8 protein-coding genes are annotated in these 10,266 nt (G+C 62.4%); 1 reads left to right on the forward strand and 7 read right to left on the reverse strand.

The window, feature by feature from the left end; all coding sequences use genetic code 11:
- Window positions 1-66: 66 nt before the first annotated feature.
- The 7 genes from AC07OV_RS29010 to AC07OV_RS29040 all read right to left on the reverse strand — a co-directional run bounded on the left by AC07OV_RS29010 (window position 67) and on the right by AC07OV_RS29040 (window position 8,981).
- On the reverse strand, window positions 67-1,095 hold the full coding sequence (locus AC07OV_RS29010; RefSeq protein ID WP_495093513.1) for a Gfo/Idh/MocA family protein: 1,029 nt from the start codon (window positions 1,093-1,095) through the stop codon (window positions 67-69).
- Window positions 1,096-1,245: 150 nt separating this feature from the next.
- Window positions 1,246-2,256, reverse strand: a complete 1,011-nt coding sequence (iolG, locus tag AC07OV_RS29015) for a bifunctional inositol 2-dehydrogenase/D-chiro-inositol 1-dehydrogenase (RefSeq protein ID WP_176999046.1) — start codon at window positions 2,254-2,256, stop codon at window positions 1,246-1,248.
- 18 nt (window positions 2,257-2,274) lie between these two features.
- Window positions 2,275-4,206 (reverse strand): 3D-(3,5/4)-trihydroxycyclohexane-1,2-dione acylhydrolase (decyclizing), encoded by a 1,932-nt coding sequence (iolD, locus tag AC07OV_RS29020; protein ID WP_494997964.1) that lies wholly within the window; start codon window positions 4,204-4,206, stop codon window positions 2,275-2,277.
- A gap of 148 nt (window positions 4,207-4,354) precedes the next feature.
- A complete protein-coding gene (locus AC07OV_RS29025) occupies window positions 4,355-5,176 on the reverse strand; it encodes a TIM barrel protein (protein ID WP_494997963.1) in 822 nt (273 codons plus the stop codon).
- Window positions 5,177-5,201: 25 nt separating this feature from the next.
- Window positions 5,202-5,990, reverse strand: coding sequence for a 5-deoxy-glucuronate isomerase (iolB, locus tag AC07OV_RS29030; protein WP_078742045.1), 789 nt, complete (start codon window positions 5,988-5,990; stop codon window positions 5,202-5,204).
- Window positions 5,987-6,880: a myo-inosose-2 dehydratase gene (iolE, locus tag AC07OV_RS29035; RefSeq protein ID WP_494997962.1), complete on the reverse strand. Its 894-nt coding sequence runs from the start codon at window positions 6,878-6,880 to the stop codon at window positions 5,987-5,989. Before iolE ends, iolB begins: the two co-directional genes overlap by 4 nt.
- 163 nt (window positions 6,881-7,043) lie before the next feature.
- On the reverse strand, window positions 7,044-8,981 hold the full coding sequence (locus tag AC07OV_RS29040; protein ID WP_494997961.1) for a bifunctional 5-dehydro-2-deoxygluconokinase/5-dehydro-2-deoxyphosphogluconate aldolase: 1,938 nt from the start codon (window positions 8,979-8,981) through the stop codon (window positions 7,044-7,046).
- A gap of 284 nt (window positions 8,982-9,265) precedes the next feature.
- Here AC07OV_RS29040 and AC07OV_RS29045 point away from each other — a divergent pair, with 284 nt between their 5' ends.
- Window positions 9,266-10,174 carry a MurR/RpiR family transcriptional regulator gene (locus AC07OV_RS29045; protein ID WP_176999041.1) on the forward strand — a complete coding sequence of 303 codons (909 nt, stop codon included), beginning with the start codon at window positions 9,266-9,268 and terminating at the stop codon, window positions 10,172-10,174.
- Window positions 10,175-10,266 lie beyond the last annotated feature (92 nt).

Genomic DNA, 10,266 nt, shown 5'->3' on the forward strand with positions numbered 1-10,266 from the left:
CTTTATTGGAAAATAATTTCCATATCAACATGTTTTAGAATTTTATTCTATTTTTCTGGAAAAGCCCTACAGCGCCTTCGTTTCGACCACCTGACGACGCTCATGACTGAGGCGTGCGGCGTCCAAAATACGCGTGGTTTCCAGCGCATCCGCGGCCTCCACCGGCAACGGCCCCTGCCCTTGCACAGCACTGTGCAACTGGCGATAGAACTGCGTCCAGCAGCCTTTTTCCGAAGGCACCCGCTCACGCTCCTCGCCCTGCTCAAACCAGCCCCAGCGCCGGTGTTCTTCCGCGCCCCAGTGCTCGCCTTCGGTTTTCGGCGACTTGCCAGCCATCAGCAACGCCTCCTGGCCGTCCAGCCCGTCGACGGTGTAGCACCCGGCGGTGCCGCTGACCCGAAAGCGCGGCGCCTGGCTGTTTTGCAACGCGCTGCCCCACAGGTGCGAAATCACCCCGTTGGCATGAGTCAACGAGACAAAGAAGCCGTGATCGAGGGTGGGGTATTCAGGGCTGAACTGCAGTTGCGCAAACACCCCGTCGACCGGGCCGAACAGTTGCAGCGCCTGGTCCACCAGGTGGCTGCCCAGGTCGCGCAACCAGCCGCCACCGCTGGCGTTACCCACGGCCTCGGGGGTGTAGCGTTCCACACGGGATTCGAAACGGGTGACAGTGCCCAGGGCGCCGGCATCGATCAGCTTGCGCAGGGTCAGGTAATCCGAGTCCCAACGCCGATTCTGGTAGACGCTGAGCAGCGAGCCCTGGCGCTCGGCCGCCGTGATCAGGGCCTGGGCCTGCTCGGCGTTGGCGGCAAAGGGTTTGTCACTGACCACGGCAACACCGTGCTCGATGGCTTCCAGCACCAGGGCCGGGCGGCCTTTGAGGGTGGTGGAAATCACCAGGGCGTCGACGCCGGCCTCGACGATCTGGCCGATGGAGTCAAAGGCCTTCACGCCCGGATGGTCAGTGTTCAATTGCTGGCGGCGCTCGGCTGAGCGCGTGACCACGCCGACAAACGTCGCGCCTGGCAGCGTGGCAATCAGCGGCGCATGAAAGAAGCGCCCGCCGTGGCCGTAGCCAACCAATCCAATTCTCATGAGTCGATTCCTTCTTGAATTGGAAACCCGGTCAAATGTGGGAGCTGGCTTGCCTGCGATGGCGGTGTATCAGGCACTCCATTGTTAAATGAAAGACCGCTATCGCAGGCAAGCCAGCTCCCACATTTTTGACCGAACTTCTTCAGTGGTTCAGCCGTAGAAGTGCGGACGCTCCGGCAAGCTCACCTTCACGATCTGTTCACTGCCCTGCGCCTCAATGCACGCATCCGCCGCCACAGCCGCCGCAAACCCATCCCACGCCGACGGCCCGCCGACTTGCCCGGCCCGTACGCTGTCGATAAAGGCCTGCAACTCCACGTCATAAGCGCCGATGAACCGATCCTTCCAGTCCATCAGAATCGCGTTGGACAGCTTCGCACCGCTGCGCAGTTGCACTTGCGACGGCTCCGGCAGCTTGGCGATGCCGGTCTCCCCCACCACTTCGCACTGGATGTCGTAGCCGTACTGGCAGTTCACGAACACTTCCACGTCGATGCGCGTGCCCTTGGCGGTTTCCAGCAGCACGATCTGCGGGTCACGCAGGTGGGCCAGGGCCTTGCTGGATTTGCGCGGGAACACCACCTGCACCGACACGTAGTCGTCGTTGAGCAACCAGCGCAGCACATCCAGCTCGTGGATCAGGGTGTCGGTGATCGCCATGTCGGTCTTGTAGTTCTCGCCCACCGTCGGGTTGCGGTGCGCGCAGTGCAGCATCAAGGGCTCGCCGATCTGGCCGCTGTCGATCACGGCTTTCAGGGCGCGATAGCCTTCGTCATAAGGGCGCATAAAGCCGACTTGCACCAGGCGTTTGCCAAACGCCACTTCGGCGTCGACGATCTTGCGGCAGCCTTCGGCGGTGACCGCCAGGGGCTTTTCACAGAACACCGGCTTGCCGGCCGCAATGGCGGCCAGCACGAACTCTTCGTGGCTCGGGCCCCAGGAGGTGACGAGCACCGCTTCCACTTCAGGCGAGCGGATCAGCGCATGGCCGTCGGCGTACACTTCGGCGCTGATATTCAGGTCGGCCACCACTTTGGCAGCCTGTTCCAGGTTGATGTCGGTCACCGCCACCACCTGGCTGTTGAGCAGGGTCTGGCTGCAACGACGAATATGGTCCCGGCCGATGGCGCCGGTACCGATGACTCCAAGCTTCAAAGACATACAAAACTCCTCTTGTTATTAGTACTGCCGGGCCTTCGCCAGGTGTTCGTTGAGTTTTTTTGCCGCCGCATTCGTGCGTTCGCTGGTGGACACCTGCGCCACGCCCACCCGCCACCACGACAGGTAGCCGTGGACCATGGTCTTGGGCAGCACTTTGATGTCGATCAGCGTGGAGACGGTTTGCGTGCGCGCATCCGCCAGGGCCGCTTCCAGTTGCTCCACGGTGCTCACCTTGTAGGTCTTGCAGCCGTAGGCCGCCGCGCTCATGGCGAAATCCACCGGCACCAGGCCGCCGTCGAGCTTGCCGCTCTCGGGGTTGCGGAAGCGGAATTCGGTGCCGAAGCTGTCCATGCCATTGCCGATCTGCAGGTTGTTGATGCAACCGAAGGCTATGTTGTCCAGCAGCACCACGTTGATCTTGCGTCGCTCCTGAATCGAGGTGGCCAGCTCCGAATGCAGCATCATGTAGGAGCCATCGCCGACCAGGGCGTAGACCTCTTTTGCCGGCTCGGCGAGCTTCACGCCCAACGCCGCGTTGATCTCGTAGCCCATGCACGAATAGCCGTATTCGACGTGGTAGGTGTTCACGCCCTTGCTGCGCCAGGCGCGCTGCAAGTCACCCGGCAGGCTACCGGCTGCGGCGACGATGATGGCGTCGTCAGCCAGGGTTTCGTTGAGCACGCCCAGCACGCGGCTTTGGGTCAGGCAGGAGCCGGTCAGCTCGATGAATTCGCGCAGCACGGCGCGGTCCAGGTGGTCATCCACCTCGGGCACAAAGCCGTCGCCGGCATATTCCACCTGGTGCACACGGTCCACTTCGGCGTCCAGCTGCGCCTTGGCCTCGGCGACCTGCCCGCCCCAGCCGGCACGGTAGTCACCCAGGGCATCGGCGAGGGCTTCGAGGGCGACCTGTGCGTCAGCCAGCACCTGCACGCCGTCCAGTTTCAGGGCGTCGCAAGGGCTGATATTGAGGTTGAGAAATGTCACGTCCGGGTGCTTGAACAGCGACTTGGACGAGGTGGTGAAGTCGGTGTAGCGCGTACCCACACCAATGATCAGATCCGCCTCAGGCGCCAACAGGTTGGCCGCCAGGCAGCCGGTCTCGCCAATGCCGCCGACGTTCAGCGGGTGGCTAGAGACGACAGCGCTCTTGCCCGCCTGGGTTTCTGCGAAGGGAATATCAAAGCGCTCGGCGAAGGCTTGCAGCGCGGCATTCGCGCCGGAGTACTTCACCCCGCCGCCACAAATGATCAACGGTTTGCGCTTGCCCCGAAATGCGGCCAGCGCATCGCCGATCATCGCCGTCGTGGCCGGGCGACGCTCGATACGGTGCACGCGTTTTTGCAGGAAATAATCCGGATAGTCCCAGGCCTCGGCCTGCACGTCCTGGGGCAGTGCCAAGGTCACAGCGCCGGTTTCCGCCGGGTCGGTGAGCACACGCATGGCGTGGATCGCCGCCGTCATCAGTTGCTCGGGGCGGTTGATGCGGTCCCAGTATTTGCTCACGGAACGGAACGCATCGTTGGTGCTGATGCTCAAGTCGTGGAATTGCTCGATCTGTTGCAACACCGGGTCCGGCTGGCGACTGGCGTAGACGTCACCGGGCAGCAACAGCAACGGAATGCGGTTGGCCGTGGCGGTGGCCGCCGCGGTCAGCATGTTGGCGGCACCGGGGCCGACCGAAGCGGTACACGCATAGATCTTGCGGCGCAGGTGCTGCTTGGCAAAACCGATGGCCGCGTGGGCCATGCCTTGCTCGTTGCGGCCCTGGTGCACCACCAGGTCGCCGGCGTCCTGCTCAAGGGCCTGTCCCAGGCCCAGCACGTTGCCGTGGCCGAAAATGGTGAACACCCCGGCGACGAATTTGCTCTGCACGCCATCGACTTCGATGTATTGGTTATCCAGGAACTTCACCAGGGCCTGGGCCATGGTCAATCGTGTTGTGGTCATGTCTTACACCCTGTGGAAATGCGGTCCATTGATCAACAGAGATCCAATGTGGGAGCTGGCTTGCCTGCGATGGCGGCGTGGCAGGCACTTTATTTGCTACTGACAGACCGCTATCGCAGGCAAGCCAGCTCCCACAGGTTGATCGGTGTCAGGTTCGGGATTTCTGCAGGTGGGCGATGCTTGCCCCTAACGCCTGCTGGATGTCGGCCAGGCCGTGCACGCTCTCGGCAAACGGTTCGAACGACAGGTAACCGCTGTAACCGGTGCTGAGCAAGGTGTCGATTTGTGCGGCATTACCCAGAATGTCGCCCTCGCCCACCAGCACGCGGTGGCCGTCGCGGATCGCGTTGAGCGGCGCCTCGGCATCGTCCACGCCGGAGATATGCACCAGCCCGGTCAGCTCCGGGAAGAACTCATGCTCGCTCGCCAGGTGATGGTGGAAGGTGTCGTGCACCAGGCGGAACACATCCAGGCCACCAATGGACTGGATCGCATCCACCGCCACGCGTTTGCGCCGCAGTGCGCATTCTTCAAAGCCCAGTGGCTCGATAAACCCGAGAATCCCATGGTCACGCAGGATCAACGCCAGCTCGCTCAGGGCCGTACGCAAGCCCGCCGCACGCTGGGCTTCGGTGCGGGTGTCGCCGCGCTCATTGAGCGGGCACATCACCAGGCCCCGGGCCCCGCACTCACGGGCGTAGGTGGCGAGCTGGAGGGCCTGGGCACGGCGCTCGTCGTTCCACACATCGAACGGGTACAGCGCGTTGATCGACAGCACCGTGATGCCCTGCAGCGCGCACAGTTCACGCACGCGGCTGGCCGGGGTGCCGAATTCAATCTTTTTGTCCCCGAGGTCATTGCGAATTTCGATGGCATCGCATTTCAACGCCGCCGCCAATTGGATGAAGTCCGGCAGGGACAGGTTGGGGGCGACCATGCGGTTAAGGGCAAAACGTAACGGCGACTTCATTGTTGTTGTTCTCCGTCCAAACCGGTTAAAGGTCCAACAGCCAACTGTGCTGCGGGTCGTTATGGAAATGCCAGGCGCGCTTGGGGCCGGCCATCACGTTCAGGTAGTACGACTCGTAGCCGTACGGCACGCTGACGGGGTGGTAACCCTTGGGCACCACCACCAGGTCGCTGTTTTCCACGGCCATGGCCTGGTCGATGCTGCGATCGTCGGTATAGACGCGCTGAAACACAAAGCCCTGGGGCGGGTTGATCTGGTGGTAATAGGTTTCTTCAAGAAAGCTCTGGTGCGGCAGGTCGTCGGTGTCGTGCTTGTGCGGCGGGTAGCTGGACGAGTGCCCGGACGGCGTGCGCACTTCCACCACCAGCAGCGAATGCGCCGGCTCGCTGTCGGGCAGGATGTCGCACACATAGCGGGTGTTGGCGCCTTTGCCGCGCACACTGCGCTTGCACTGCTCGGGCCGAATCAGCCGGGGTTCGTAGCCGCTGGCACCCGGCGCGGCGCAGACGGCAATCTGCACATCGCTCAAGGCGGTGACCTGGGCATCGGTGCCGGGCGGCAGGTAGGCGGCAAACGGTGATTTGTCTTCAAACACCGACTGGCGATCACCGAGGTTCTGCCAGTTGAAGCCCTCGCCCTCGATGTTCACGCGACCGCTGAGCAGCACCAGGCAGAGCTCTTGATCGCCGGCGGTCACCGGCAGGGTTTCGCCCAGGCTCAGGCGATACGCGGCAAAACCTACGTACTCCAAGCGCCCGTCTTCCAGGGCGACCATGGTTTGCCCGCGTTTGCTGCTTTTGACCAACAGGCTCATTGTCCAACCCTCTCAGTGAGAAGCGCGCGCAACGTGTCATAACCTTTTTTCGCATAGATGTAGCTGGGTGCCACAGCCGGGTCCTGTTCGGCTTCCACCACCAGCCAGCCTTCATATTGGGCGGCCAGCAGCACATCCAGCAGTTCGGAAAAATCGATATCGCCGTCGCCAGGCACGGTGAAGGTGCCGTTGACGATGCAATCGGGAAAGCTCCACATCTGGTTGCGCGCCAGTTGCACCACCGGCTTGCGCACGTCCTTGAAATGCACATGGCAGACGCGGTCAATGTGTTTGCGCAGCACGTTGATGGGCTCGCCCCCCCCCATGTAGCAGTGGCCGGAATCGAACAGCAGGCCGACTTCCGGGCCGGTGCGGCTCATCAACTGGTCGATGTCTTCCGGGGATTCGACGTAGGCGCCCATGTGGTGGTGGTAGGCCAGGCGCACGCCCCGGGACAGGGTGAAACGCGCCAGTTCAGTGAGCTTGTCGGCATACTCCTGCCAGGCCTGCTCACTGTGAAAACGCGGGCGTTCGATCAGGCGGATTTTCGAGCCCTGGATCGAATCGGCGACCTCGCCGTATACCAGCACGGTGGCGCCGTTTTGTTTGAGCAGCTCGACATGCCCGGCGATGGCTTCTATTTCTTCGGCCACCGAGCGGCGTGCCAGGCGGCTGGAGTACCAGCCGGAGACAAGGGCCAAGTCATAGGGGCGCAACACATCGCCCACGCCCTTGGCGTCCTTGGGGAACTTGCCATTGAGTTCAAAACCTTCGTAGCCGATGTCCTTGCCTTCGCTCAAGGCAGTGCTCAGCGGCGTCTCGCCGCCCAGGGCCGGCAGGTCGTCGTTGCTCCAGGAGATCGGGTTGATGCCAATTCGGATTGCGGGCATGGCTGCACCTTTTATTGTTTTCAGATATCACTGAGATCTGGCTTCTGTGGGAGCTGGCTTGCCTGCGATGGCAGTGTGTCAGCCAATGAATCTGTGACTGGAAGACCGCAATCGCAGGCAAGCCAGCTCCCACATTGGATTGCATTTCAGGTTGAGCGCTTTTTCAGTCTCTGGCTTGGCGCCAGGCGTTAATAAGCTGTTCGAAGGTGGCCTGCACCTGCTGGATCAGCGTCTCGTCATCGATCTCCCCCGCCAGCCACGCACGGCTCGGTTCCTGGAAGATCGTGCGGCCCACGGCAAACCCTCGGCAGGTGGTGCTCTGAGCGGCCTGCTGGAAGCCATCGGCGAGAAACTCGGCCGACGCATTCAGGCCCAGCAGCACCACGCCCCGGCAGTACGGGTCGCGTTCCTGGATCAGCTCGTCGAGCTTCTTCCAGTCTTCGGCCGACTGCGCCTCGATCTTCCACCACGCCGGGTAGATGCCCAGGTTGTACAGGCGCTTGAGGCTGCGGTAGAGCACGTCAGGGTAAGTGGACGGGTGATCCTTGGGCGGGATGACTTCCAGCAGCAGTTCATGGCCACTGACCACCGACGCCTCGTACACCGCCTTCAGCTGGGCTTCCTGCTCCAGGCGCAACATCGGTTCGTCGTCGGGGTGGAATTGCACCAGGCACTTGATGATCTGTTCTTGCGGCCAGGCGATCAGGTTGCTGCCCACCGAGCGGCCGTGTTCGAACGCCAGGGGCCGCGAGTTCTGCACTTCCACCGGGCGCGCGATCCACCAGCCACGACCACTGGCGGCGTTGAGCGCGTCCTGGCCGAAGCGTTGGTCGGCCAGCAGGCCTACGTCGGCTTCGACGCCTTGCTCGACGAGTTTTTTCTCGACGCGTTCGATGGCCTGGATAAACAGTTGCTTGGCATCGCTGATACGCGCCGGGTCCTGGCCGCCCTTCTGCGCCAGGTCCACCAGTTGCCAGCGATGGTCGAAGGCAAACACGAACAGCTGCTTCCAGGCTTTGCGCGGCACCGTTACCCGGTGCAGGCGTTGCAGGGTCACGTCCTGGTCGGGCCGAGTGATCGGCACCGGGCTGTTGAACAGGTAGTCCAGTTCAGCGGGCGTCGGCATGGCCGGTGCACAGGCGTGACGCGACACCACCAGGCCGCCACAGGCGTTGGCCAACTGGCTGCAGCGTTCGTCACTGGCATCGTTGAGCCAGCCGCTGAGGAAGCCCGACATAAAGGCATCGCCGGCGCCGAGCACATTGAGCACCTCGACACGCACGCCGGGGTAGATGGCGCCGTCTTCCAGGCGGTCCGGGATCGCGCCGTGGATCACCGTGCAACCCTGCGGGCCGAGCTTGACCACCAGGGTGGCCGGGGTCAGTTCGCGCACGGTACGCAGCGCGGTGAGCAAGTCTTCGCTGCCACCGGCGATCAAAAATTCCTCTTCGGTGCCGACGATCAGGTCAAAGCGCGGCAGGATGGTTTGCACGTGCTGGCTGACATTCTGGTCGGCGACAAAGCGCGTCTCGCCGTCGGCCTTGCCCGCCAGGCCCCACAGCACCGGGCGGTAGTCGATATCGAGGACGCGCTTGACGTTGTGCTTGGCGGCGTAATCCAGCGCCTGGAGGCTGGCCTTGTACACGCCCTCGGTGGAGAAATGCGTGCCGGTGATCAACAGGGCTTTGCTGGAGGCGATAAAGGCTTCGTTGATGTCTTCGGCGCGCAGGGCCATGTCGGCGCAGTTTTCGCGGTAGAACACCAGGGGGAAGGTTTCGCGGTCCTTGAGGCCCAGCAGCACCAGGGCAGTGAGGCGCTCCGGGTCGACCTTGATGCCACTGACATCGCAGCCTTCGCGAGCCAGGGATTCCACCAGGAAACGCCCCATGTGGTCGTCCCCCACCCGGCTCAGCATCGCCGACTTGAGCCCCAGCCGGGCGGTGCCGAAGGCAATGTTGGCGGAGGACCCGCCGAGGTACTTGGCGAAGCTGGACACGTCCTCAAGCCGCGCACCCACTTGCTGTGCGTAGAGGTCGACGCCCAGGCGCCCGAGGCAAATCAGATCCAATTGACGCCCACTGGCAAAACGAGTCTGGCCCATGCTGGCTCCTGTTATTTTTATCAGCCTGCGTTGTGCCGCCGTGGCGACGGCAAACGCTCTTGGTGGGAGCAGACTAGAACGTCCGGCGACGGCAATCAATATTTATTCCATAATTATTTTTAGTGGAATATTTTTTCCAATACGCCACCCTGAAGGCTCTGCCCCGACACTGCATCGTTTCAGCAGGCCAGGCACGCCGTGATGCCGGGGTATTTTTTTGCGCCTACCCTGTAGACTTGCGCCACCCATCAGCGCACCAGACGAACAAGCCAGAAGGATTGCCCATGTCCAGCACCGATCACGAGACCACCCTGGAAGGAACCATCGCCAGCCCTCCGATCAATGCCGAGCGCCTGTTGCAGCTGATCACCGACGAATACGAAAGCCTGCCGCGCCAGCTCAAGCGCATCGCCAGCTACATGAGCCAACAGAGCGACCGAATCATGGTCGACCGCATCAGCGACATCGCCCGCGAATGCGAGGTGCACCCTTCTGCCATCGTGCGGTTCTCCCAGCGTTTCGGGTTCAGTGGCTTCAGCGAAATGCAGGCGCTGTTTCGCGAGGCCTACACCCACAAGACCACGCCGGTACAGAATTACCAGCAGCGCATCCGCAGCATGATCGCCAACAAGTCGCAGAAAGCCAGCGGCGGCGACCTGGCGCGGGAATGCGTGAACGCCACCCTGTCCGGCATCGAACGCCTGGGCCTGGAACTGGACGATGCAGCCTTTGAAAAAGCCGTGGACCTGGTGGTCAATGCCGACAACATCTACGTGGTTGGCGTGCGCCGGTCTTTTGCGGTGGCCGATTACCTGGTCTACAACCTGCAGCACACCAACAAGCGCATCCACCTGATCTCGGGTCTGGGCGGCAGTTACCGCGAGCAGATGCGCAGCGTGCGCGCCAACGACCTGGTGATCGCCATCAGCTTCACGCCCTACGGCAAAGAGACCCAGCACTGCCTGCGCATCGCCCAGCACCACCAGGCCAAGACCCTGATCATCACCGACAGCAACCTGTCGCCCCTGGCCAAGCGGGCGAACGCGGTGCTGCTGGTGAACGAAGGTTCCTCGTTTGCCTTCCGCTCGTTGAGCGCCACCTTGTGCCTGTGCCAGGCGCTGTTCATCGCCGTGGCCTACCGCCTGGAGTTGAAGGTGGACGAGATCCACGAGCAGGTCGGGTTCGACGACTGATCTTGGGTGTTTGAAGATCCCCTGTGGGAGCTGGCTTGCCTGCGATGGCGGTGGGTCAGCTTACATCTTCGCTGACTGACACTCCGCCATCG

It is taken from the genome of Pseudomonas sp. GW821-FHT09A09 (assembly GCF_059418405.1).

Bases quoted from the DNA above. Each gene is read 5' to 3' on its own strand.
- AC07OV_RS29010 (WP_495093513.1), bottom strand. From the start codon at position 1,095: ATGAGAATTGGATTGGTTGGCTACGGCCACGGCGGGCGCTTCTTTCAT.
- iolG (WP_176999046.1), bottom strand. From the start codon at position 2,256: ATGTCTTTGAAGCTTGGAGTCATCGGTACCGGCGCCATCGGCCGGGAC.
- iolD (WP_494997964.1), bottom strand. From the start codon at position 4,206: ATGACCACAACACGATTGACCATGGCCCAGGCCCTGGTGAAGTTCCTG.
- AC07OV_RS29025 (WP_494997963.1), bottom strand. From the start codon at position 5,176: ATGAAGTCGCCGTTACGTTTTGCCCTTAACCGCATGGTCGCCCCCAAC.
- iolB (WP_078742045.1), bottom strand. From the start codon at position 5,990: ATGAGCCTGTTGGTCAAAAGCAGCAAACGCGGGCAAACCATGGTCGCC.
- iolE (WP_494997962.1), bottom strand. From the start codon at position 6,880: ATGCCCGCAATCCGAATTGGCATCAACCCGATCTCCTGGAGCAACGAC.
- AC07OV_RS29040 (WP_494997961.1), bottom strand. From the start codon at position 8,981: ATGGGCCAGACTCGTTTTGCCAGTGGGCGTCAATTGGATCTGATTTGC.
- AC07OV_RS29045 (WP_176999041.1), top strand. From the start codon at position 9,266: ATGTCCAGCACCGATCACGAGACCACCCTGGAAGGAACCATCGCCAGC.